Below are 22,989 nucleotides of genomic sequence, written 5' to 3' on the forward strand. Positions count from 1 at the left end.
ATCCTGCGGCCCGCACGGGTGGCGTCAGCGGACCCGGGAGCGGGACTCCATCGCCTCGCGGGCCGCGCGCTCGGATTCGTACACCTCGCACATGTGCCGGCCGTCCGGCGTCGACGTGTGCTCGACCTCCCAGAGACTGACCTCGCTGCCGTCGAGCAGCAGGAACTGGTGCTCGTAGAGGGTGAAGCCGGCCTCCCGGCCGCCCTCCACGGGGCAGTGGCGTCCGAACGCCTGGGTGATGTGGTGGGCGAAGGCGAGCCGGAGCCGACGGGCCGTCCGCTCACCCGGCCGGTTCGCGTTCTCCGCGCGCCGCAGGACGCGGCGCGCGTGGTCGGCGGAGTTGTCCGGCACGTACATCCGGGGCTGGGCGGGTATCGGGCGGGCGAGCAGGGCGCTGAACAGCGCCATGCCGTCGTCCTCGTCCTCGTCGAGGGCGCGGCCGTCGGAGCGCTCCGCAGTCCAGCCGGGCAGAGGCCCGGACGGAAGGCGCGAGGCGGCGAGCCGTGCCTCGGACTCCTCGGCGTACAGCTCGTGCTGCTCGGTGCCGTCCCTGCCGGCGTTGTGCGTGAGCTCCCAGAGGGAGAGCGCGCTGCCGTCGCCGAGCAGATACGTGTGGCGGTAGGTGGAGCGGTGCAGCGACGCGCTGTGGTGCGAGGAGTGCAGCGCGCTGGAGTGGGCGAGCGCCGTGCCGAGGCGCTCGACGGTCGAGTCGGGCAGGTCGAAGGAGTTGAGCGCCCGGCCGAGGAGCCGCTCAACGTGCGTCTCGGTCGTCTCGTACGGATCGTGAGGATCCTGCGGATCGTTCAAGAGGGTCTCCAGGCCGTCGCCGCATGTCACTCGGTGCTTGCTTAACGTAGTCCCTGGGTCTGACATCGTGTCCGGGGTTCCGGAAAACGAAGGGCGCCCGGGGGAAGTTCCCGCCCCGCGCGGCCCGCTCCGGGCCAACTCCCCCGATCTTACCGGGAGTACGGGTTCGGTACCGGTCCGTACAGCTCGCCGTACGAGGGGAAGTCCCCGCCCGGCCCGCGCCGGCCGCCGGGCGCGGCGAGCACCGCCCGCACGATCGCCCGGGTCACCAGGTCGGCGCCCGCCGCCAGGACCTCGTTCAGGGCGAGCGGACCAGGGCCCTCCGGCAGCTCCCGCACCCCGGTGGCGAGGGCGAAGACGGTGTCCCCGTCGTTCATCAGGTGCACCGGGCGCAGCGCCCGCGCGATGCCGTCGTGTGCCGTGCCCGCGACCTTGTGGGCCTGGGCACGGGTCAGCACCGCGTCCGTCGCGACGACGGCGAGCGTGGTGTTCAGCGGGGGAGGGGCGGTCGAGGCGCGCGCCTCCGCGAGCCGCCGCGCCGCCGCCTCGCGCACCGCCGGCGCGGGAAGGGCGGGCGGGCCGCCTTCGGCGAACCAACTCCCGTACAGCGTGCCCGTGGCCGGGTCGACGGCCGAGCCCACCGCGTTCACCACCACGAGCGCGCCGACCGTGATGCCCGAGTCGAGCACCGTGCTCGCCGTGCCCACCCCGCCCCTGAGGCCGCCGACCACGGCCCCCGTGCCCGCGCCGACCGCGCCGGTCTCCACGCGCGCGTGGTCGCCGCTCGCGTCGGCCGCCTCGACCGCCGCCCGTCCCGTCGCCGCGTCCGGCCGGGCCGTGAACTCGCCGCCCCTGCCCAGGTCGAAGACGCAGGCGGCGGGCACCACCGGCACCACGTGGGACGGGTCGGGGCCCACGCGCACGCCCCGGTGCCGTTCCTCCAGCCAGGCCATCACCCCGGCGGCGGACTCCAGGCCGTACGCGCTGCCGCCGGTGAGGACGACCGCGTCGATCCGCTGGACCACGTTCCTCGGGTCGAGCGCGTCCGTCTCCCGCGTCCCCGGCCCTCCGCCCCGCACGTCCACGGCGGCGACGACCCCGCCCTCCGGGGCCAGCACCACCGTGGTGCCGCTGAGCGCCCCGGCCCCGCCCACGCGCGCGTGCCCCACGCGCAGCCCGCCGACATCGGTGATGGCGTCCCGCCCGTTCGTCCCCTCAGGCTGTGTCATGCCTCCTGCCTACCACCTGTCCCCGCTCCCCGTCCTCGTCGCCGGGTTCCGGGCGGTCAGGGTCACCCCGACCGCCACCGTGGCCGCCGCGACGAGACCGGCTGCCAGGACCGCCCAGCGGCCCGCGAACGAGCACAGCAGGATCAGGAACGCGGCGACGGGCAGGACGAGCTGCTGCGCGATGCCGACCTTGAAGTAGCGGGCGTGCAGCAGCCAGACGGACAGCAGGAACACGGCCGACGGGATCGTCACCGACGCGGAGGCGGCGAGCGTGGAGATGTGCGCCTTGCCCACGGCCTGCTCCACGGCGATCTCCAGGCCCGCGCCGACGGCGGCGGCGGACGCGAAGATCACGTAGTGGCCGTAGCCCCACAGGAAGCCCTGGCGGCTGGAGGTCAGCCGGTCGTGGGCGGGGACGACGAAGTAGATCCACCAGGCGGCGAAGACGAGCAGCAGACCGCCGACGGCGATCGGCAGCAGCTCCCCGAGGGCGTCGTTCTCGGCGACGCCCGACTTCACGGCCACGGTCGCGGCGGCGACGGTCTCGCCGAGCACGATGATGGTGAACAGGCCGTACCGCTCCGCGATGTGACGCGGGTGCCAGGTGCTGGGCGTGTCCTTCTCCGCGTACAGGGGTACGGCCATCTCGGCCAGCGCCATGACGAGGAAGACCCAGGCACGGGCCGGCTCCGGCGCGAGGAGCAGCGCCAGCCAGCCGATCTGGACGGCGACGACCCCGCCCGCGTACCGCCGGCACATCGTCCGCTCGGTGGGGTCGGTGGCGTGGTGGGCGGCGCGCAGCCACTGGGTGGCGAGCGCCAGCCGCATGACGACGTAGCCGAGGTAGACGACGAGGAAGTCGTGCGCCTCGAAGGCGCGCGAGACGCCGGCGGCGAGGACGAGGACACCGGCGATCTGGACGAGGGTGACGACCCGGTAGAGGACGTCGTCGTTGTCGTAGGCCGAGGCGAACCAGGAGAAGTTCATCCAGGCCCACCAGATCGCGAAGAAGATCATCGCGTAGTTGATGATCCCCTCGCCGGCGTGCCCTTCGGCCACCGCGTGCACGAGTTGCGCGCCCGCCTGGGCGACGGCGACGACGAAGCACAGGTCGAAGAAGAGCTCCAGGGGCGTGGCGGCCCGGTGGGGTTCCTCACGGGAACGCGCGGTGAGAGGCAGGAACGGCTGTGTCATGCCCCCAGCACATCAGAGTGCGGGCCCCTTCCGGCATGCCACGCGGTACGTGCCCGGGAGGACCCCGCCGACGTCGAGGGAACCGCCGGGGTCCGCGGGGCGTTCCGCGCCCGCGGCCCGAACGCCGTCCGAGCGACGCCCTCACCCCACTACTTCGCAAAACAGGGCGAAAGCACACGTACGGCCTTACCGTAACCGCGTGACCGAGCCACCGAAGACAGCCGAGCCGCCCCCCGCACCCGGCCCCGCCCCGGGCCCCGCGCCCGGCAGCACGGCCGCCGACACTCCCGCGCCGCGGACACCGGCCGCCGTACGCCGCCGCGCCACCCTCGCCGGCGCCGTCGTCTCCGCCCTGCTCGTCCTCGCGATCGTCCTCGGCAGCCGTCTGCTCCGCGACTTCGACTCGGCCCTCCTGCCCTACGCCGTCGCCACCGTCTTCCTCGCCTTCGGCGTCGCCCACCGCTACACCGTCTGGGTCTCCGCCCCCGGCGCCCGCCGCCTCTTCAAGCAGGGGTGGCGCTCCTTCTTCTCCGTCGCGAACTTCCGCAGGGCGCCCACCGCCCTGCCCCGGATGATCGCCACCTACCTCGGCCTCCAGAAGTTCCTCGGCGCCCGCTCCCACGCCCGCTGGGCCGCCCACCAGCTCATCTTCTGGGGCTGCCTGCTCGCCGCCGCGATCACCTTCCCGCTCACCTGGGGCTGGTTCACCTTCACCTCCTCCACCGGCTCGGGCCCCGGGTACGAGATGCGGATCTGGGGCATCAGGATCATCGGTTTCGACTCCCTCGGCATCCTCGGCCGGCTCATGTTCCACGGCCTCGACATCGCCGCCGTCCTCGTCATCGCCGGCGCCGCCTACTTCCTCCGGCGCCGCATGAAGGACCGCGGGGCCGTCACCGGCCAGCGCTTCGCCTACGACCTGGTGCCGCTGATCGCCCTCGTCGTCATCTCCGTGACCGGGCTCCTGCTCACCTTCTCGTCGATCTTCCTGCACGGCGGCGGCTACGAGTTCCTCGCGATCCTCCACATGGTGGCGGTCGTCCTCACCCTCGTCTACATCCCCTTCGGGAAGTTCTTCCACATCGTGCAGCGGCCCGCCGCCGTCGGCATGCAGCTCTTCAAGTACACCTCCCGCCGCAAGGACGAGGAGGCACTCGCCTGCCGCCGCTGCCACGAGCCCATCGACACCGCCGACTACGTGGAGAACCTCAAGGGCACCATGCGCGACCTCGACCTGGGCTTCGGCGAATGGGCCGAGTACTGCCCCCGCTGCAAGCGCGTCCTCCGCGGGAACGCCTATCTCGACCACGTGAAGAAGGGGTTCAAGTGAGCGCGACCGACCCGGCGTCCCGGCCCGCGACCGACCCGGCGTCCCCGCCCGCGACCGCCCCCGGCAGGACCGTGCCGCTCGACCCCTCCCTCGCCCCGCCCGGCACCCGGAACTTCCGCGACGCCGGCGGCATCCCCGCCGACCGCTGGCACGCCGACCAGAACGGCGAGACCCTCGTCCCCACCCACTGCTGCTTCTGCGGTGTCCAATGCGGCATGTACCTGCGGGTCGACCGCGGCGGCAAGGTCTTCGGCGTCGAACCCCGCAACCACGACATCAACCGGATGCGGCTCTGCCCCAAGGGCATCAACGCCTACCAGCAGGTCAACCACCCCGACCGGCTCACCGCACCCCTCATGCGCCACAGCCGCGACGAGGAGTTCCGCGAGGTCGGCTGGGACGAGGCCCTCGACCACACCGTCGCCGAGATCCGCCGCGTCCAGGGCGAGTACGGCAACGACGCCTTCGGTCTCCTCGGCGGCGCCAGCCTCTACTCCGAGAAGACCTACCTCGTCGGCAAGTTCGCCCGGGTCGCCCTCAAGACCCGGCACGTCGACTACAACGGGCGCCTCTGCATGGTCTCCGCCGCCGGAGCCAACAAGCTCGCCTTCGGCATCGACCGCGCCGGCAACCCGTTCTCCGACATCCTCCTCACCGACTGCCTCCTCATCGCCGGCTCCAACGTCGGCGAGTGCTTCCCCGTGATGACCCAGTACCTGTGGGGAGCCCGCGACCGGGGCGCCACCCTGATCGTCGTCGACCCCCGCGAGACCGCCGTCGCGCGCACCGCCGACATCCACGTCGCCCTCAAGCCCGGCACCGACTCGGCCTTCTTCAACGCCGTCCTGAACGTCGTCGTCGACGAAGGCCTCACCGACGAGGCCTACCTCGCCGCCCACGCCACCGGCTGGGAGGAGGTCAGGAAGACCGTCGCCGACTACCCGCCCGCCCGGTCGGCCCGGATCTGCGGCGTCCCCGAGGAGCAGATCGTCCAGGTCGCCCGCATGTTCGCCGGCGCGGGCAAGGCCATGGCCTGGCACGCCCGCGGCGTCGAGCACCACTCCCAGGGCGTCGAGAACTGCCTCTCGATCATCAACCTGTGCGTCGCCACCGGGAACATCGGCAGGCCGGGAGCCGGCTACGGCACCATCACCGGCCAGGGCAACGGCCAGGGCGGCCGCGAACACGGCCAGAAGTCCGACCTCCTCCCCGGCGGCCGCTCCATCACCGACCCCGAGCACCGCCGCCAGATCTGCGAGATCTGGGGCATCGACGAGACCGAGCTGCCGCCCGCCGGAACCTCCATGATGGAGATGGTCTGGCAGATGCGGCGCAAGGAGATCCGCGGCCTCGTCGGCATCTGCAACAACCCCTTCGTCTCGCTGCCCAACTACGCCACCGTCAAGGACGGCTACGACACCCTCGAGTTCCACGCCCAGTTCGACTTCTTCCTCTCCGAGACCGCCGCCAACGCCCACGTGGTCTTCCCCGTCACCGTGTGGGCCGAGGACGAAGGCGTCATGGCCAACGCCGAGGCCCGGGTCGTCAAGCACAACAAGGCCCAGGAACCCCCCGCCGGCGTCCGCACCGACACCTGGGTCCTCTGCGAACTCGCCCGCCGCCTCGGCGCGGGCGACAAATTCGACTTCCCCGACTCCCGCTCCGTCTTCGAGGAACTCCGCCTCGCCTCCGCCGGAACCGTCAACGACTACTACGGCATCACCTACGAACGCCTGGAGGAGACCGGCGGCATCGCCTGGCCCTGTCCCGGTACCGACCACCCCGGCACTCCCCGCCTCTTCGAGGACGGCCGCACCTACCACCCCGACGGCACCATCCACATGCAGGTCGTCGAATGGCACCCGCCGATGGACCCGTACAGCGAGGAGTACCCCCTCTCGCTGACCACCGGCCGGACCGTCGCCCACTTCCTCTCCGGCAACCAGACCCGCCGCCTCGGCGCCCTCGTCGAACAGACCCCGCGCCCCTGGGTCGAGGTCCACCCCTCCCACGGCTTCCGCAACGGCGACCCCGTCCGGGTCGTCACCCGCCGCGGCAGCGAGGTCTTCCCCGCCCTGGTCACCGAGGCCATCCGCCCCGACACCGTCTTCGTCCCCTACCACTGGCCGGTCCCCACCGCCGCCAACGCCCTCACCATCGACGCCCTCGACCCCCGCTCCAAGATCCCCGAGTACAAGGTCTGCGCCGCCCGCATCGAGGCCGCCCCGCACATCGACGAGGTCCCCGCCCCGCCGACCGCCCCCGGCCGGCAGGCCTACCCCGAGACCCAGGTCTCCCGCACCGACCCGCTGCCCCCCACCTCCCCCCAGGGCCGCGGCACCTCGGAGAGGAGCTGATCCGCACATGATGGGCCGCACGATCTTCATCGACCCGGGCCGCTGCATCGGCTGCCAGGCCTGCGTCTCCGCCTGCCGCGAATGCGACTCCCACCGCGGGAAGTCGATGATCCACCTCGACTACCCCGACGAGGGCCACTCCGTCGCCTCCCTCCCCACCGTCTGCATGCACTGCGAGGACCCCGTCGCCCCCTGCGCCGAGGTCTGCCCCGCCGACGCGATCCTCGTGACCGCCGACGGCGTCGTGCAGCAGGCCGACACCACCCGCTGCATCGGCTGCGCCAACTGCGTCAACGCCTGTCCCTTCGGGGTCCCCAAGATCGACCTCCAGGCGAAGCTCCAGATGAAGTGCAACCTCTGCTACGACCGCACCGCCTACGGCCTCGCCCCGATGTGCGCCACCGTCTGCCCCACCGGCGCCCTCTTCTACGGAACCCTCGAAGAGCTCCAGGCGGAACGCCCCGGCGTCCAGGTGGCCGACTCCTTCACCTTCGGCACCACCACCGTCTCCACCGGCGTGGCGATGGTCGTCCCCGCCGACAAGGTCCAGTGGCCGGTGCCGGGCGGGCTTCCCGTCGTCGAGATCAACGGAGTGGACGTGAGCGAAGCGAACTCGAACAAGGGTGGCGGCGGGCGACGGGAGGGCGTCCGGTGAGCGTGACCGACCCCCAGCCGCCCGCGCCGGGCCCGCACACCGACGCGGCCAGGGAGGCGCTCCACGACCGGATCGCCGCCGACTCGCTCACCACCCGCCGCGACTACCTGCGGATCGTCGCGACCGTCTCCGGCGGCCTCGCCGTCGGCGGCGTCGCCGTCGCCTCCGGCATCCTCCACCGGCACGGGGACAGCGAAGGCGCGCCCGAGGTCAGGAAGATCGCCGACCGGATCGAACCGGGGGAGTCGCTCGCCTTCCGCTACCCGGGCGGCGAGGACCGGGCCATCGCCGTCCGCATGGACGACGGCACCCTCGCCGGCTACTCCGCCGTCTGCACCCATCTCGCCTGCGCCGTGCTGTGGCGCAGGGACCGGGGCAGCGAGGGCGAGCTGTACTGCCCCTGCCACGAAGGGGTCTTCGACGCCCGTACGGGAGAGGTCACCGCAGGACCGCCGCCGAGGGGCCTGCCGAAGGTGCTGCTCGTCGAGCAGGCCGACGGCAGCGTCTGGGCCGTCGGCACCGCCCGCTCGGGCGAGAGCGCCGTCGAGGGTTTCTGCCGCCAGAACGGTGACGACCGTCCGGGCTGCCCCGGCTTCGGCGGCGGCGCCCCGGCCGGGAAGCCGCCGGAGAGGAGTGAACGGACATGACGGAACCCCCCTTCCCCGTCGACCCGGAGGCCCCGCGGCCCCCCGCGTACACCCCCGGCAGCGCACAGCCCCGGCTGAACCGGCCCGTGCACGAGAGGTATCCGCAGATCCGCGCCACCAGCGGGTACGGCGATCCCCGCGTCCGGCACACCGGGCCGGGACCGGGGGCCGGTACGGAGCAGGAACCGGAACGCTCCTCGAAGCTGTCGGCCCGTCTGGCGCTGGCGCTCACGGTCGTCATCGGCCAGCTCTGGGGGCTGACGATCGTGGTGGACGAGTGGATGGCGGGCGACACCGGCACCGCGTGGTGGGGCGCGGGCTTCCTCGTCCTGTCGTTCCTGGTGGTGCTCGGCCTCTGGATGGTGGACCCGAAGGACCGTTGAGCTGAAGGGCGCGGACCGGTTCCGGAAGTCCGCAGATCAGAGGGGTACGGGGCGGGCCGGCGGGCGTACCCTGAAGGTATGAGCACCGCCCCCGCCCACGGACCGCGAGACGCGAAGCGACCCGGCCCGCATCCCACGACCGAGACGAAGCCGGTACTCGTCTTCGACGATCCGCTGGACCAGCAGTCCGCGGACGACACGGACCGTGGGTGGGGCGAGCGGCCTCCGGCCGGCGGCGACAGTTCCGCCGACCTCGCGCGCTTCCTCGACGAGAAGCCGCCGCACCACCTCTGAGCCCGGTACGTCGTGCCGGTCAGGAGGTGGAGTGCGTCCCTGATGCGGCACCGGAGCCCGACCCGTTGGAGCTCGGTGTGGTGCCCGTGAGCGGGCCGCGCTGCGCGACGAGGTGGTCGCGGATCTCCTTGAGCACCTCCAGCTCGCTGACCTCCATGATCTCGGTGACGCCCTCCTTCGCCTTGTCGTGCGCGGCGCGCTTCGCGAGGATCTTCGCCATCGGCAGGACCATCAGGAAGTAGACGACGGCCGCGGTGATCAGGAAGCTCAGGACCGCGCTGAGGACCAGACCCCACTGGATCTGGATGCCCTGCATCTCCCCGTCGACCACCCGGCACGGGTCCTTCAGACAGGACGCGTAGCTCTCCAGGTCCTTCGTGCCGAAGGCACCGACGACAGGGTTGATGATGCCCTTGACCACCGAGTTCACGATGTTGGTGAACGCGGCACCGATGACGACGGCCACTGCCAGGTCGATCACGTTGCCACGCATCAGGAAGGCTTTGAAGCCTCCCAGCAAACTTTCCTTGTTCTCGGCCACCAAGGTGCCTTTCGTCGCTCGTGTTGCTGAGTGCGGAGCCATTAGGCCGTGAACGGAACGGGGGCGTCCAATCCGTACACCCGGGACGGTGACTTGACAGGGAGTCCGTGCGAATCAGCACACCGTCACCGCCAGTTGGGACGTGACACCGGCACCCGCGAGGGCCGTCGCCGTCGACCGCGGCACGGACAGGACCACGAGCGCCCCTCCGTCCGGACGAGTCTCGTCCGGACGCGGGACTTCGGCCACTCGGGCACCCGTCGCCACCACCCGGGCCTCGCCCTCCGCGCCCAGCGACGGGTGGGGCGCGGCGATCACGTCGACCCGGTCGCCGGGGCGCAGCAGCCGTACGGTCGCGGCGTCGGCGATCCGTACCGGAGCGGACACCGGGCGGACGGCGACGGACGGCCGCGCGCGAGCGGCGACGGAGGAGACCGGCGGCCCCTCGGCATCGGGCGGAGGCGCCGCCGGAGTGCCGCTCGCGACGGCGAGGGCGGCCGCCGTGAGCGCCAGGAGCGCCGCGGGCGCCCACCGCCCGCGCCGCAGCGCCCGCCGCAGCCGGCACCGGGGACCCCGTACCCGAAGGGGCTCGAAGGCCGGCACCGCGCACGGCGCCGGAACGGACGGATGAACGGAGGAAAGAGAGGAGCCGGTGGAGCCGGTGGGATCCACCGAGGGGAAAGGAGTCGTCATGGCGGGTACCGCCCGTCCTGGTCGGGAGTGGGACGCGCTCCCACTGTCCCGGTGACGCCATCTCCCCGCTCAGGCCTGGGGATCACCCGAGCCCTGTGGACAACTCCCTCACCCTCCAGGGGGATTTACGGAAGCTCGATCCCCAGGTCCCAGCCGTCGTGCGCGTGGGTGCACAGGCAGTCCCGGTCCGCGGTCGCCGGCAGCGCGCCCACCGCGTCGAACAGCACCTCCCGCAGCCGTCCCACGTTCTCGCCGAACACCCGCAGCACCTCCGTGTGGGAGACGCCCTCGCCGGTCTCGGCCCCCGCGTCCAGGTCGGTGACGAGCGCGAGCGAGGTGTAGCAGAGGCCCAGCTCACGGGCGAGGACGGCCTCGGGGTGCCCGGTCATGCCGACGACCGACCAGCCGGCCGCCGCGTGCCACCGGGACTCGGCCCGGGTGGAGAAGCGGGGCCCCTCGACCACGACCATCGTGCCGCCGTCGACCGGCTCCCAGCCCCGCCCCCGGGCGGCCTTGACGGCGACCCGCCGCCCGTCCGGGCAGTACGGGTCGGCGAAGGTCACGTGGACGACGCGGGGCACGGCCCCGTCCGCCCGCCGCTCCCCGTCGAAGTAGGTCTGCGCGCGGGCCTTCGTGCGGTCGACGAGCTGGTCGGGGACGACGAGAGTGCCGGGCCCGTACTCCTCGCGCAGCCCGCCGACGGCGCAGGGGCCGAGGATCTGCCGTACGCCCACGGAACGCAGCGCCCACAGGTTGGCGCGGTAGTTGATGCGGTGCGGCGGGACGCCGTGGCTCCGGCCGTGCCGGGGGAGGAAGGCGACCGGCCGGCCGGCGATCTCGCCGAGGAAGAGGGAGTCGCTCGGGCTGCCGTACGGGGTGTCGACGGACACCTCCGTGACGTCCTCCAGGAAGGAGTAGAAGCCGGATCCGCCGATCACACCGATGTCCGCGTACGCGCCGTGGGTCGCCATGCCGCTCAGCCTATGCGCGGTGCCCCGGAAGACACCGAGGGCCCCGTCGCACGCGACGGGGCCCTCGGGGACAGCGATGATCAGGCGGCCGAGCTTCCGGTGCTCGACGAGGACGCCGAGGAGGTGGAGGCGGACGACGACGCGGTCGACGCGGCCGGCTTCGCGTCCGACGTCGAGGACGACGTGGACGTGGACGACGGGGTCGACGACTTCGACGCGGCCGGCGAGCTGCTGGACGACGAGCCGCGGCTGTCGTTCCGGTAGAAGCCGGATCCCTTGAAGACGATGCCGACGGCCGAGAACACCTTCTTCAGGCGGCCCTTGCACTGGGGGCACTCGGTCAGCGCGTCATCGGTGAACTTCTGCACCGCCTCGAGGCCCTCGCCGCACTCGGTGCACTGGTACTGGTAGGTCGGCACTTGTCTTCCTCCTGGCACTCACACTCATCGAGTGCTAACGACGATCCATAGTGACGTATTCCGCGGAATCAGTCCACCGTCACCGGTACGCGGTGACGGATACCACGTGCCGCGACCCGGCTCGTCTCGCGCGGCTTGAGCCGCGAGCGCAGGGCCAGGAGCGTGGCCAGGGCCAGCGCCGTGCCCGCCATCGGCACCAGGAAGCCGGTGCTCGCGCCGTGGGCGTCGGCGAGGCGGCCGGCGACCGTGACGGCCGCGGCCTGGCCGAGCGCGACGGCTCCGGTGAGCCAGGTGAACGCCTCGGTACGGGCGGACGCCGGGATCAGGGTCTCGACGATGGTGTAGCCGGTGATCAGGGCGGGGGCGATGCACAGACCCACGACCAGGCCGAGGGCGCCGAGGAGCAGCACCGAGTGCGCGGTCCAGAGCAGGGACGCGGCGACGGTGAGGCCGGCGTAGCCGAGGATCAGGCGGCGGCGGGGGCCGGTCTTCCAGGCGACGGCGCCCATGGCGATGCCCGCGAGCATGTTGCCGGCGGCGAAGACCCCGTACAGGAGGCCGTTGGCGCCGGGGTTGCCGATCTCCTCGGTGAAGGCGGTGAGGGAGACCTGCATGCCGCCGAAGACGGAGCCGATGCCGAGGAAGGCGACGATCAGGACGCGGACGCCGGGGATGGAGAGGGCCGAGCGATGGGGCTCGGCGGAGGTGGCCGTGGCGACGCCGAACGCGGGCTGGGTGGCGCGCTGGGCGGCGAAGAAGAGCCCGCCGACGAGGGTGAGGGCGGCCTCGGCGATCAGGCCGGCGGCCGGATGGACGCCGGTGCACAGGGCGGTGGCGAGGACCGGTCCGACGACGAAGGTGAACTCGTCCGTGACGGACTCGAAGGCCGCGGCCGTCGGCATCAGCGGGGTGCCGTCCAGCTTGGCGGCCCAGCGGGCCCGGACCATGGGTCCGACCTGGGGCACGGAGGCGCCGGCGGGCACGGCGGCCAGGAACAGCGCCCAGAGCGGGGCGCCGGCCAGGGCGAGCGCCACGAGCAGGGAGACGGACGCGGTGTGGATCAGGACGCCGGGGATCAGGACGGCGCGCTGGCCGAAGCGGTCGGCGAGCTTGCCGCTCTGCGGCGCGAACAGCGCCATGGAGACGCCGGTGGCGGCGGCGACCGCGCCCGCGCTGCCGAAGGAGCCGGTGGTGTGCTGGACGAGCAGGACGATGCCGATGGTCAGCATCGCGAAGGGCTGCCGGGCGGCGAAGCCGGGGAGCAGGAAGGACAGCGCACCGGGTGTGCGCAGGAGCTGCCCGTAGCCGGGTCGCTTGTCCGAGTTGACCGTGGACGCCACGGTCCTGGCCTTTCTGCCGCCTGGTAGCGCGCCCCGGCACGGTGGTGCGGGTGTCGCCGAGAGCTGTCCTCATGCGCGTTACTGCGGTAGATACCGGGCCGGCCCCACTGCGGAGGGGCGCCACGGCCGCCATACGGTCGCGCCAGCTCTGCGTCAGGCAGAGTTGGTTCGATCAGGTGTGCCTTCATGGTACAGGGAGGAGCGTCTTCCTGCCTGGGAAAACGCTCCCACCCCTGAATTAATGCCTCGGATTAATCGAATGTTCACGGACGCTCGCGGATGTTCGCTCAGCCGGACGGCTTTTTCTCGTGGTGTCCGTGGCGGTGGAAGCGCAGCGCCGTCCCCGAGGGGGCCGAGGCCGCCGTCGAGCCGCCCGTGCCCAGCCAGCCGGCGAGCTTGCCGCCCTGGCCGACGGCGCGGAGCCGCCGTTCGGTGGCGTCCCGTACCGGGTCGGTGGCGACCACGAGGAGTTCGTCGCCGCGCCGCAGGACGGTCGCGGGTCCCGGTACGAAGCTCTTCCCCTCCCGTACGACGAGGGTGACGGCCGCTCCGGCCGGGAGGCGCAGCTCGGCGACCTCGACGCCGTGCATCCGGGAGCGCTCCGGGATGGCGACGGAGAGCAGGTGGCCGCGGAGCCGTTCCAGGGGGGCGGACTCGACGCCGAGGTCGGAGGCCCCGTCGGAGTCGCCGAGCTTCAGCGCCCTCGCGAGCCAGGGCAGGGTCGGCCCCTGGACGAGGGTGTAGACGACGACGAGGACGAAGACGATGTTGAAGATCCGCTCGCTGCCCTCGATCTGCGCCACCATCGGGATGGTGGCGAGGATGATGGGGACGGCCCCGCGCAGGCCGGCCCAGGACATGAGGGCCTGCTCCTGCCAGGGGATGCGGAAGGGCAGCAGGCTGACCAGGATCTCCAGGGGCCGCGCGACCACCGTCAGGACGAGGCCGATGACGACGGCGGGCCAGAAGTCGTGGACGAGCTCGTGCGGGGTGACGAGCAGGCCGAGCAGGACGAACATGCCGATCTGGGCGATCCAGCCGAGTCCCTCGGCGAAGCCGCGGTTCGCGGGCGCGTGCGGCAGCTTGGCGTTGCCGAGGATCATCGAGGCCAGGTAGACGGCGAGGAAGCCGGAGCCGTGGGCCATGGCACCTGCGGCGTACGCGACGACGGCGATGGCCATGACGGCGATCGGGTAGAGGCCGGAGGCGGGCAGGGCGACGTGCCGGAGGCCGTAGGAGCCGAGGAAGCCGACGATGAGGCCGATGGCGACGCCGATGGCGAGTTCGAGGGCGATCGTGCCGACGAGGACGTACCAGTGGTCGACGGGTCCGGCGGTGGAGAAGGCGACGACGAGGATGACGACGGGGGCGTCGTTGAAGCCGGACTCGGCCTCCAGGACGCCGGTGACCCGTGAGGGCAGGGGCACCTTGCGCAGCACGGAGAAGACCGCGGCCGCGTCGGTGGAGGAGACGACGGCGCCGATGATCAGGGCCTGTCGCCAGTCGAGGCCGACGAGGTAGTGGGCGGCGGTGGCCGTGATGCCCACGCTGACGGCGACGCCGACGGTGGAGAGGACGACCGCGGCGGGCAGGGCCGGCTTGATCTCCTTCCACTTCGTGCCGAGGCCACCCTCGGCGAGGATCACGACGAGGGCCGCGTAGCCGATGACCTGGGTCAGTTCGGCGTTGTCGAAGGCGACGTTGCCGATGCCGTCCTGGCCTATCGCGACGCCGATGCCGAGGTAGAGCAGCAGGCTGGGGAGCCCGCTCCGGGACGAGATCCGGACGGCCGCGACCGCGATCAGCAGCACAAGAGAGCTGATGAGCAGGAGTTCGTTGAGCTGGTGGACAGTCAGTGGCCGTTCCTTCCCCTCACATGCAGCTGGATCGTTCCTCCAGCGGCCGACACTTCGTTACCTTACCTAATCTTTAACGTTTCCTTGACGCCCTCTTTGCGTCTCCTCGCTCATCAGTACGGTTCTCTTCCCGACACCGAGTCCGGGCCGTCCGGACGCTGCGCCTAAGGTTGCTCCCGTACTCCAGGACCACCCTGCCCCTCGAAGGACAGCGATGCCCTCCAACACGACCGCGCCTCCCGCCAAGAAGAAAGGGCGGCGCGCCCGCCTGCTCCTCCTCGTCCTGGTCCTCGCGCTGGTCGCGGGCGTCGGGTTCGGCGGGTACTGGGGTGTGAGCACCGTCCGGGCCTCGTTCCCGCAGACCTCGGGCGAGATCCGGCTCGACAGGCTCTCCGGCGAGGTCGAGGTCAAGCGCGACGCGAACGGCGTCCCGCAGATCTACGCGGACAACGAGACGGACCTCTTCCGCGCCCAGGGCTACGTCCAGGCGCAGGACCGCTTCTACGAGATGGACGTCCGGCGGCACGTGACCGCGGGCCGGCTGTCCGAGATGTTCGGCGAGAGCCAGGTCGAGACCGACTCCTTCCTGCGCACGCTCGGCTGGCGCCGGGTCGCGCAGCAGGAGTACGACAAGGTCCTGTCGGCCGAGACGAAGAAGTACCTCCAGGCGTACGCGGAGGGCGTCAACGCCTACCTGAAGGACCGGGACCCCGCCGACGTCTCCGTCGAGTACGCGGCCCTGGCCCTCACCAACGACTACACGATCGAGCCGTGGACGCCGGTCGACTCGGTGGCCTGGCTCAAGGCGATGGCCTGGGACCTGCGCGGCAACATGCAGGACGAGATCGACCGCTCGCTGATGACGAGCCGGCTGAGCGCGAGTCAGATCAAGGAGCTGTACCCGGAGTACCCGTACGCGCTCCACCAGCCGATCGTCGGACAGGGCGCGGTCGACGAGGACAGCGGGAAGTTCGACCCGAAGGCCAAGGGCGACGAGGGCGACGGGGCGACCACGGGCGAGACCCCGGGCAGCGGCCCCGACGGCTCGGACGGTTCCGGCGATTCCGGTCAGGGGATCGAGTCCCAGCTCGGCGCGCTCTCCGAGGTCCTGGACGGCATCCCCGCCCTCCTCGGCCCCAACGGCAACGGCATCGGCTCGAACTCCTGGGTCGTCTCGGGGGAGTACACGACCTCCGGCAAGCCGCTGCTCGCCAACGACCCGCACCTCGCGCCCCAGCTGCCGTCCCTCTGGTACCAGATGGGCCTGCACTGCCGCTCGGTCTCGGCGACCTGCCGTTACGACGTCTCCGGCTACACCTTCTCCGGCATGCCCGGTGTGATCATCGGACACAACGACAGGATCGCCTGGGGTCTCACCAACCTCGGCGCCGACGTCACCGACCTCTACCTGGAGAAGATCGGCCCCGACGGCTACCTCGTCGACGGAAAGACCAAGCCCTTCATCACCCGCGAGGAGACCATCAAGGTCGCCGGCGGCCGAGACCGGACGATCACCGTCCGCTCCACCGGCCACGGCCCGCTCGTCTCCGACCGCTCCGCCGAGCTGGAGAAGGTCGGCCAGAAGGCCCCCGTCGGCAACTCCGCCCCCGACCGCAGCACCGGCTACGGCGTCTCCCTCCAGTGGACCGCCCTCCAGCCGGGCAGGTCGATGGACGCGATCTTCGCGATCGACCGCGCCAAGGACTTCACCACCTTCCGGGCCGCCGCGAAGAACTTCGAGGTCCCGTCCCAGAACCTGGTCTACGCCGACACCGAGGGCAACATCGGCTACCAGTCCCCGGGCAAGATCCCGCAGCGCTCCAAGGGGTACGACGGCACCGTCCCGGCGCCGGGCTGGGACTCCTCGTACAAGTGGAAGGGGTACATCCCCTTCGACCGGCTCCCCTATGAGCTCAACCCCGACCGCGGCTACATCGTCACCGCCAACCAGGCCGTGATCGATCCCAGGACCTACCCCGACCTGCTCACCAAGGACTGGGGCTACGGCTCGCGCAGCCAGCGGATCAACGACCTCATCGAGTCGAAGACCAAGGACGGCGGAAAGATCTCGCCGGACGACATGCGCACCATGCAGACCGACAACCGCAGCGAGATCGCGACCCTGCTCAACCCGCTCCTGCTGAAGATCGACATCTCCGACCCGTACGTCCGCGAGGCGCAGAAGCTCCTGGAGGGCTGGGACTACACCCAGGAACCCGACTCGGCCGCCGCCGCCTACTTCAACGCGGTCTGGCGCAACGTCCTCAAGCTCTCCTTCGGCGACAAACTGCCCAAGGAACTGCGTGCCGAGGGCGACTGCATCAACGTGCGCCCGGCCGACGCCACCGGCCCGGTCGACGAACAGAACAAGCTCGTCCGCGAGTGCGGCCAGCGCGACCCCGACTCGGCGCAGCCGGACGGCGGCGACCGCTGGTACGAGGTGGTCCGCCCGCTCCTCAAGCAGGAGAAGAGCGAGTGGTGGACCATTTCCGGCAACCGCACGGACCAGGCCACCGAGACCCGTGACCAGCTGCTCGCCCGCGCCATGAAGGACGCCCGCTGGGAGCTGACGGCCAAGCTCGGCAAGGACGTCTCCACCTGGAGCTGGGGCCGGCTGCACCAGCTGACCCTCAAGAACCAGACCCTCGGCACCGCCGGACCCGACGTCGTGCAGCAGCTCCTCAACCGGGGCCCGTGGAACCTGGGCGGCGGCGAGGCGGCCGTCGACGCCACCGGCTGGAACGCGGCCGGCGGCTACGAGGTCATCTGGGTGCCCTCGATGCGGATGGTGGTCAACGTCGGCGACTGGGACAAGTCCCGGTGGATCAACCTGACCGGCGCCTCCGGCCACGCCTTCCACGACCACTACACCGACCAGACGGACGCCTGGGCGAAGGGCGAGCTCTACGACTGGGCCTACGGCAAGGCGGCGGTCGACGCGGCGACGAAGGACACGCTGGTCCTCAAGCCGTAGGACCCGCAGGTCCTCGAGCGGGAGGACCCGCCGGTCCTCAAGCCGGAGGGCCTGACGGGAAGCGGGTGACCCCCTCCGGGGTCACCACCGCGTGCACGGGGTGGTCGTGCGGTTCCTCCGGGACCCGGGCGACCACCTCGTCCGCGTAGAGGAGCACCACCAGGGCCGGGTCGACGCCCGCGCGCGTGAGCCGGGCGAGCACCCGGTCGTACGAGCCGCCGCCCCGTCCGAGTCGCATCCCGCGCCCGTCGACCGCGAGCCCCGGCAGCAGGACGGCGTCCGCGGCGCACACGGCGTCGGGACCGAGCCGGGGCCCCACCGGTTCGAGGAGCCCCCGGCCGGCCCTCGCGAGCCGCTCGGGACCCTCGTAGACGGCCCAGTCCAGGTCGTTGTCGGGGAGCAGGATGGGAAGCAGGACCCGCACCCCGCGCGCGTGGAGCGCGTCGAGCAACGCGCGCGTGCCCGGCTCGCGGCCCACCGACACGTAGGCGGCGACGGTGGACGCCTCGGCGAGCTCGGCCAGCTCCACTCCGTGGCGGGCGAGGGACTCGGCCGTCCGCGTCAGGGACACGGCGTCCAGCGCGGCGCGGGCGGCCAGAAGTCGACTGCGCAGAAGGGTCTTCTCGGACGTCTCGGGGGTCATGACGGCCTCGTATACATGCACGAAATTCCTTTAAGTGTCTTTATGCGGAGGAAGTTAACCGAACCCACATCTTCCTCTCATTCCGAACGACTAAGGTGCTCGTATGAATCAGTCGCTCCCCAGGCTCGGCCGGATCAGCAAGGCTGTCATCCCGGCCGCCGGCCTCGGCACCCGCTTCCTCCCGGCGACCAAGGCGACGCCGAAGGAGATGCTGCCGGTCGTCGACAAGCCGGCCATCCAGTACGTCGTCGAGGAGGCCGTCGCGGCCGGTCTCTCCGACGTGCTGATGATCACCGGCCGGAACAAGCGCCCCCTGGAGGACCACTTCGACCGGAACTACGAGCTGGAGGAGGCCCTGAGCCGGAAGGGCGACGACGAACGCCTCTCCAAGGTCCAGGAGTCCAGCGACCTCGCCACCATGCACTACGTGCGCCAGGGCGCCCCGCGCGGCCTCGGCCACGCCGTGCTCTGCGCCGCCCCGCACGTCGGGGACCAGCCCTTCGCGGTCCTCCTCGGCGACGACCTGATCGACCCGCGCGACCCGCTGCTCGCGCGGATGGTGGAGGTCCAGGAGCGGGAGGGCGGCAGCGTGATCGCCCTCATGGAGGTCGAGCCCGCGCAGATCCACCTGTACGGCTGCGCGGCGGTCGAGCCGACCGCCGACGCGGACGTCGTGAAGGTGACGGGCCTGGTCGAGAAGCCGGACGCGGCCGACGCGCCCAGCGGCTACGCCATCATCGGCCGCTACGTGCTGGATCCGGCCGTCTTCGGGATGCTGCGGGAGACCGAGCCGGGGCGCGGCGGGGAGATCCAGCTGACCGACGCCCTGCAGAAACTCGCCTCGGACGAGAAGGTCGGCGGCCCCGTGCACGGTGTCGTGTTCAAGGGGCGCCGCTATGACACCGGTGACCGCGGTGACTATCTGCGTGCCATTGTCAGACTCGCGTGCGAACGTGAAGATCTGGGACCGGACTTCCGGGCCTGGCTCCGGAGATACGTCAGCGAGGAGATGTAGAACCTTGAGCAGCAGCACGGCACCGTCGCCGTCCCACGACGACCACGACCAGGAGAAGGGTGCGGACCCCTGCGCGGGCCCGGCCCGCGGTCTGTGGTCGGTGGACGAGCACCTGGCCGACATCCTCGCGACCGTCGGCCCGCTCGAACCCATCGAACTGCAACTCCTCGACGCGCAGGGCTGCGTCCTCGTCGAGGACGTGACGGTACCGGTCGCGCTGCCCCCCTTCGACAACAGCTCCATGGACGGATACGCGGTCCGGGTCGCCGATGTCGCCGGTGCCACCGGGGAGTTCCCCGCCGTCCTCACCGTCGTCGGTGACGTCGCCGCGGGCGCCGGCGGCCTGCCCGAGGTCGGCCCCGGCCAGGCCGCCCGCATCATGACCGGCGCCCCGCTGCCGCCCGGAGCCGAGGCCGTCGTCCCCGTCGAGTGGACCGACGGCGGTACGGGCGGGGGCGCGGCCACCGGCATGACCGCCGCGAGCACCGCCCCCGAGGGTGCCTCCGGCGAGGTCCGGGTGCACCGCGCCGCCGAGGCCGGCGCGCATGTCCGCAGGGCGGGCAGCGACGTACGGGCCGGGGAGCTGGCCCTCGCGGCGGGCACGGTCCTGGGCCCGCCCCAGATCGGCCTGCTCGCGGCGATCGGCCGGGGCACCGTCAAGGTCCGTCCCCGCCCCCGGGTGGTCGTCATGTCCACCGGCAGCGAGCTGGTCCAGCCCGGCGAGCCGCTGGGCGAGGGCCAGATCCACGACTCCAACAGCTTCGCGCTCGCCGCGGCCGCGCGGGACGCGGGCGCCCTCGCCTACCGGGTGGGCGCCGTCGCCGACGACGCGGAGTCGCTGCGCGCCACCATCGAGGACCAGCTCATCCGGGCCGATCTGATCGTGACCACGGGCGGGGTGAGCGTCGGCGCGTACGACGTGGTGAAGGAGGCGCTGACCGCCGACGGGCAGGTCGACTTCCGCAAGCTGGCCATGCAGCCGGGCAAGCCGCAGGGCTTCGGCGCGATCGGCGCCGAGCAGATCCCGCTCCTCGCGCTGCCGGGCAACCCCGTCTCCTCGTACGTCTCCTTCGAGCTGTTCGTGCGCCCCGCGATCCGCGCCCTGATGGGCGTCGAGGACCTGCACCGGCCCCGGGTGCGGGCGGTCCTCGACGCGGACGTGACGCTGACGTCACCGGCGGGCCGCCGCCAGTTCCTGCGCGGGGTGTACGACCGGGAGACCGGCGCCGTCACTCCCGTGGGCGGTGCCGGTTCCCATCTGATCGCCGCCCTCGCGCACGCGGACTGCCTGCTCGTGGTGCCGGAGGAGACGGAGAGAGTGGAGCCGGGCACAGAGCTGGAAGTGGTCCTCCTCGGCTGAGGAGGGCGAGGGTGGCATGGCGGCGGTGACGGACAGGACGGTTGGGTGTTCGGGGTGGGAACGAGTGACCTTCTCCGATGTGGTTCGTTGACCAGTGCGACGTGTCGGGGTTCCGGGCCGTGGGCGGGGGCGGGGGTGGGGTGCGGTCGGCTTCAGGGCTGCGTGTCCTGACTGCACCGTTCGTGGTGTCCGGTCCTACCGGTGTCGCGGTGCGGGACCGGCTGAAGGGCCTCACCGATGGTGAGGCAGATGTTCTGCGGTGGGTGGGCGCGCATCTGGGTGCGCTGGCCTCGCGGGATCTGAGGATGCGCTGCGCGGATGGTCTGGGACATTCCGCTCAGTCGTGGGCGGCGCGGAAGCGGGAACTCACCGTCCTGTCGTCGTCGCGGTGGGCGGGTGCGGTGACGAAGGCGTCTCATGATCAGTGGGCGCTCGCGCGGCGTTGCCAGGTCGCGCATGTCCAGGGGCTTGAGGCGGGGATCCGGCTGCTGCGGCACCGGCTGTCGTTGCCGGTTGGCGAGCGCGGTTCGAAGCGGGCACCGGGGGGTTACCGCTCGCGGCGGGAGTGGCATGCGAAGTCCCGGCGGCTGGCCGCCCTGGAGGCCCGGCACGCCGCCGCTGTCGCGGACTGGCGGGCAGGACGTGTGCGGGTGGCCCGGGGTGGTAAGCGTCTGCTGAACACCCGCCACCATCTTGCCGACGCCCGGCTCACCGAGGCGGGGTGGCGGGAGCGGTGGGAGGCGGAGCGCTGGTTCCTTACGGCGGACGGGGAGTCGGGGAAGCGGTACGGCAACGAGACCATTCGCGTCACCCCCGACGGCGAGGTCAGTATCAAGCTCCCCACGCCGCTGGCCGGGCTGGCGAACGCTTTCTGCGCGGGTGCGGTTCGCGCACCGGGGCAGCGCTGCCGCCGTGGCGATCGGAAGGCGCGCCCAAGGACACCCGATCCGGCGACGGACGGCACCGCCCCCGCAGTACCAGAGCGATGCTGCGGGGCATCGGACCGTCCAGGCCGGACCGGACGCGCTTGGGCGTGAGGGACCCCGCCCCCGTGTTCCCGGACCGCGTCCACGAGGCGCGCCGCCCGGACACGGAGCGAAAGCGGGCGACCAGCGTGCCCGACACCGCTCGGGACACGCGGCTGAGCAGCAGTTCTGGCAACAGGACTCATTCCCGCTCAGTCTGTAGGAACGGTACGGTGTCGTCCCCATACAGCGACCGGGAGTGTCACGGCCATGAGCACGCAGCAAGGTCTCACCCACATCGACGAGGCGGGCGCGGCCCGCATGGTCGACGTATCGGCGAAGGACGTCACGTCCCGCACCGCGCGCGCCAGCGGGCGGGTGCTCGTGTCGCCGCGCGTGATCGAGCTGCTGCGCGGTGAGGGCGTCCCGAAGGGCGACGCGCTCGCGACCGCCCGGATCGCCGGGATCATGGGCGCCAAGAAGACCCCGGACCTCATCCCGCTCTGCCACCCGCTGGCAGTCTCGGGCGTGACCCTGGACCTGGCGGTCACGGACGACGCGGTCGAGATCCTGGCGACGGTGAAGACCACGGACCGCACGGGCGTCGAGATGGAGGCCCTGACGGCGGTCTCGGTGGCGGCCCTGACGGTGGTCGACATGATCAAGGCGGTCGACAAGGGCGCGGTCATCTCCGACGTACGGGTGGAGGAGAAGACGGGCGGCAAGTCGGGTCACTGGACGAGGGCCGAGGCGTGACGCGCGCGGGCCGGGTGGCGGGCGCCCACGAGCACGAGGAGCCCGCGGGGCCGCCGGACGAGGTTCCGGCCGAGGCCTACCGCGCGCTGGTCGTCACCGCCTCCAACCGCGCGTCGGCCGGGGTCTACGAGGACAAGGGCGGTCCGCTGATCGCCGAGGGCCTGACCCGGATGCGGTTCGCCGTGGACGGCCCGCAGGTCGTCCCGGACGGCGCGCCGGTGGAGGCGGCCCTGCGTGCCGGGGTCGCCGCCGGGTACGACGTCATCGTCACCACCGGCGGTACGGGCATCTCGCCGACCGACGAGACCCCCGAGGTGACCCGCCGGGTCCTGGAGCGGGAGATCCCGGGCATCCCGGAGGCGATCCGCGCCCACGGCCGGGAGAAGGTGCCGACGGCGGCGCTCTCGCGGGGCCTCGCGGGGGTCGCGGAAGGCACCCTGATCGTGAACCTGCCGGGGTCCTCCGGTGGAGTGCGGGACGGGCTGACCGTCCTGGAGCCGATCCTGCGCCACGCCGTCGACCAGATCCGTGGCGGCGACCACCCGAGACCGTCGTGATCC

The 22,989-nt window shown here is 72.0% G+C and carries 21 protein-coding genes and 1 pseudogene; 12 read left to right on the forward strand and 10 right to left on the reverse strand.

The window, feature by feature from the left end:
* Window positions 1-24 precede the first annotated feature (24 nt).
* The 3 genes from ACFWUY_RS04765 to ACFWUY_RS04775 form a co-directional block, all read right to left on the reverse strand.
* Window positions 25-873 (reverse strand): DUF6227 family protein, encoded by an 849-nt coding sequence (locus ACFWUY_RS04765; protein WP_384101991.1) that lies wholly within the window; start codon window positions 871-873, stop codon window positions 25-27.
* Window positions 874-956: 83 nt separating this feature from the next.
* The gene (locus tag ACFWUY_RS04770; protein WP_384101993.1) at window positions 957-2,036 is read right to left on the reverse strand and encodes a P1 family peptidase; all 1,080 of its coding nucleotides are present in this window, start codon (window positions 2,034-2,036) and stop codon (window positions 957-959) included.
* A 9-nt stretch (window positions 2,037-2,045) separates the two neighbouring features.
* On the reverse strand, window positions 2,046-3,230 hold the full coding sequence (locus ACFWUY_RS04775; RefSeq protein ID WP_384101995.1) for a low temperature requirement protein A: 1,185 nt from the start codon (window positions 3,228-3,230) through the stop codon (window positions 2,046-2,048).
* 199 nt (window positions 3,231-3,429) lie between these two features.
* On the opposite strand from ACFWUY_RS04775, the gene ACFWUY_RS04780 reads away from it, so the two are divergent.
* From ACFWUY_RS04780 to ACFWUY_RS04805, 6 genes are all read left to right on the forward strand, one after another.
* Complete coding sequence (locus tag ACFWUY_RS04780) at window positions 3,430-4,560, forward strand: MFS transporter (RefSeq protein WP_384101997.1); 1,131 nt, start codon at window positions 3,430-3,432, stop codon at window positions 4,558-4,560.
* Window positions 4,557-6,917: a molybdopterin oxidoreductase family protein gene (locus tag ACFWUY_RS04785; RefSeq protein ID WP_384101999.1), complete on the forward strand. Its 2,361-nt coding sequence runs from the start codon at window positions 4,557-4,559 to the stop codon at window positions 6,915-6,917. Before ACFWUY_RS04780 ends, ACFWUY_RS04785 begins: the two co-directional genes overlap by 4 nt.
* A gap of 7 nt (window positions 6,918-6,924) precedes the next feature.
* Window positions 6,925-7,572 (forward strand): 4Fe-4S dicluster domain-containing protein, encoded by a 648-nt coding sequence (locus tag ACFWUY_RS04790; protein ID WP_384102001.1) that lies wholly within the window; start codon window positions 6,925-6,927, stop codon window positions 7,570-7,572.
* Window positions 7,569-8,219, forward strand: coding sequence for a ubiquinol-cytochrome c reductase iron-sulfur subunit (locus tag ACFWUY_RS04795; protein ID WP_384102003.1), 651 nt, complete (start codon window positions 7,569-7,571; stop codon window positions 8,217-8,219). The genes ACFWUY_RS04790 and ACFWUY_RS04795 overlap by 4 nt, the downstream gene beginning before the upstream one ends.
* Window positions 8,216-8,602, forward strand: a complete 387-nt coding sequence (locus ACFWUY_RS04800; RefSeq protein WP_384102005.1) for a DUF6755 family protein — start codon at window positions 8,216-8,218, stop codon at window positions 8,600-8,602. Before ACFWUY_RS04795 ends, ACFWUY_RS04800 begins: the two co-directional genes overlap by 4 nt.
* A gap of 78 nt (window positions 8,603-8,680) precedes the next feature.
* On the forward strand, window positions 8,681-8,896 hold the full coding sequence (locus ACFWUY_RS04805) for a hypothetical protein (RefSeq protein WP_384102007.1): 216 nt from the start codon (window positions 8,681-8,683) through the stop codon (window positions 8,894-8,896).
* A gap of 19 nt (window positions 8,897-8,915) precedes the next feature.
* Here ACFWUY_RS04805 and mscL read toward each other — a convergent pair whose 3' ends face one another.
* The 6 genes from mscL to ACFWUY_RS04835 all read right to left on the reverse strand — a co-directional run bounded on the left by mscL (window position 8,916) and on the right by ACFWUY_RS04835 (window position 14,671).
* Entirely contained in the window at window positions 8,916-9,437 is a 522-nt protein-coding gene (gene mscL, locus ACFWUY_RS04810; protein WP_384102009.1) for a large conductance mechanosensitive channel protein MscL, read from the reverse strand.
* 114 nt (window positions 9,438-9,551) lie between these two features.
* Window positions 9,552-10,130, reverse strand: a complete 579-nt coding sequence (locus ACFWUY_RS04815) for a hypothetical protein (RefSeq protein WP_384102011.1) — start codon at window positions 10,128-10,130, stop codon at window positions 9,552-9,554.
* 125 nt (window positions 10,131-10,255) lie between these two features.
* Window positions 10,256-11,101 (reverse strand): S-methyl-5'-thioadenosine phosphorylase, encoded by an 846-nt coding sequence (locus ACFWUY_RS04820; protein WP_384102013.1) that lies wholly within the window; start codon window positions 11,099-11,101, stop codon window positions 10,256-10,258.
* 80 nt (window positions 11,102-11,181) lie between these two features.
* Window positions 11,182-11,520 carry an FmdB family zinc ribbon protein gene (locus ACFWUY_RS04825; RefSeq protein ID WP_384102015.1) on the reverse strand — a complete coding sequence of 113 codons (339 nt, stop codon included), beginning with the start codon at window positions 11,518-11,520 and terminating at the stop codon, window positions 11,182-11,184.
* 68 nt (window positions 11,521-11,588) lie between these two features.
* On the reverse strand, window positions 11,589-12,860 hold the full coding sequence (locus ACFWUY_RS04830; RefSeq protein ID WP_384102017.1) for an MFS transporter: 1,272 nt from the start codon (window positions 12,858-12,860) through the stop codon (window positions 11,589-11,591).
* A gap of 287 nt (window positions 12,861-13,147) precedes the next feature.
* Window positions 13,148-14,671: a potassium/proton antiporter gene (locus tag ACFWUY_RS04835; protein ID WP_384102019.1), complete on the reverse strand. Its 1,524-nt coding sequence runs from the start codon at window positions 14,669-14,671 to the stop codon at window positions 13,148-13,150.
* A gap of 259 nt (window positions 14,672-14,930) precedes the next feature.
* Here ACFWUY_RS04835 and ACFWUY_RS04840 point away from each other — a divergent pair, with 259 nt between their 5' ends.
* Window positions 14,931-17,690 carry a penicillin acylase family protein gene (locus ACFWUY_RS04840; RefSeq protein WP_384102021.1) on the forward strand — a complete coding sequence of 920 codons (2,760 nt, stop codon included), beginning with the start codon at window positions 14,931-14,933 and terminating at the stop codon, window positions 17,688-17,690.
* A 37-nt stretch (window positions 17,691-17,727) separates the two neighbouring features.
* Here the strand turns inward: ACFWUY_RS04840 and ACFWUY_RS04845 are convergent, their stop codons facing one another.
* Window positions 17,728-18,333, reverse strand: a complete 606-nt coding sequence (locus tag ACFWUY_RS04845; RefSeq protein WP_384102394.1) for a 5-formyltetrahydrofolate cyclo-ligase — start codon at window positions 18,331-18,333, stop codon at window positions 17,728-17,730.
* 103 nt (window positions 18,334-18,436) lie between these two features.
* Here ACFWUY_RS04845 and galU point away from each other — a divergent pair, with 103 nt between their 5' ends.
* From galU to ACFWUY_RS04870, 5 genes and pseudogenes are all read left to right on the forward strand, one after another.
* Complete coding sequence (gene galU, locus ACFWUY_RS04850) at window positions 18,437-19,348, forward strand: UTP--glucose-1-phosphate uridylyltransferase GalU (protein ID WP_384102023.1); 912 nt, start codon at window positions 18,437-18,439, stop codon at window positions 19,346-19,348.
* 4 nt (window positions 19,349-19,352) lie between these two features.
* Window positions 19,353-20,708 carry a gephyrin-like molybdotransferase Glp gene (glp, locus tag ACFWUY_RS04855; RefSeq protein ID WP_384102025.1) on the forward strand — a complete coding sequence of 452 codons (1,356 nt, stop codon included), beginning with the start codon at window positions 19,353-19,355 and terminating at the stop codon, window positions 20,706-20,708.
* Window positions 20,709-20,785: 77 nt separating this feature from the next.
* Window positions 20,786-21,896: pseudogene (locus ACFWUY_RS04860) on the forward strand (hypothetical protein).
* 47 nt (window positions 21,897-21,943) lie between these two features.
* A complete protein-coding gene (gene moaC / locus ACFWUY_RS04865; protein WP_030546596.1) occupies window positions 21,944-22,429 on the forward strand; it encodes a cyclic pyranopterin monophosphate synthase MoaC in 486 nt (161 codons plus the stop codon).
* Complete coding sequence (locus ACFWUY_RS04870) at window positions 22,426-22,986, forward strand: molybdenum cofactor biosynthesis protein B (RefSeq protein WP_384102027.1); 561 nt, start codon at window positions 22,426-22,428, stop codon at window positions 22,984-22,986. The genes moaC and ACFWUY_RS04870 overlap by 4 nt, the downstream gene beginning before the upstream one ends.
* Window positions 22,987-22,989: the final 3 nt, after the last annotated feature.

The sequence above is a fragment of the Streptomyces sp. NPDC058664 genome, from assembly GCF_042716635.1.
In the GTDB taxonomy this organism is placed as follows: domain Bacteria; phylum Actinomycetota; class Actinomycetes; order Streptomycetales; family Streptomycetaceae; genus Streptomyces.